Genomic DNA, 391 nt, shown 5'->3' with positions numbered 1-391 from the left:
TCATGCCTTTTGAGCGTTTTACTGCTTTGATTTTCTTGCTCGTATCTCTCACCAGCCATTCGTTAAAGATATTCCGCAGCGGGGCAAAGTCATTGTCGCCCTGTGCGCTGTCCACTCCGTCATTGATAGCGATGAAGCGGACACCTTTCTGTGGGAAAATCATTTCCGTGTACATTCCCACTTGCAGGTAGTTTCGCCCTAACCTCGACATATCCTTTACGATAACTGTCCCGACTTTTCCGGCTTCAATGTCCGCAAGCATGGCTTGAAAACCGGGTCTTTGAAAGTTCGCACCAGAATAACCGTCGTCCGTGTACCAGCGCAGATTGGAAAAGCCGTTCTGCTTTGCATAGGTTTCAAGGATACGCTTCTGATTGGAAATGGAATTGCT

Annotated in this window: 1 protein-coding gene; it reads right to left on the bottom strand. The window is 47.8% G+C overall.

The features are described from left to right. A partial coding sequence (locus GPK49_RS09165) for a recombinase family protein (protein WP_215677565.1) occupies positions 1-391 on the bottom strand: 391 nt, incomplete at both ends.

The organism is Clostridium sp. MCC345 (assembly GCF_018785345.1).
GTDB classification, from domain to species: Bacteria; Bacillota; Clostridia; order Lachnospirales; family Anaerotignaceae; genus Anaerotignum_A; species Anaerotignum_A faecicola.
The sequence above is the reverse complement of the archived record's forward strand: the minus strand, read 5'-3'. Positions and strand labels throughout refer to the sequence as shown.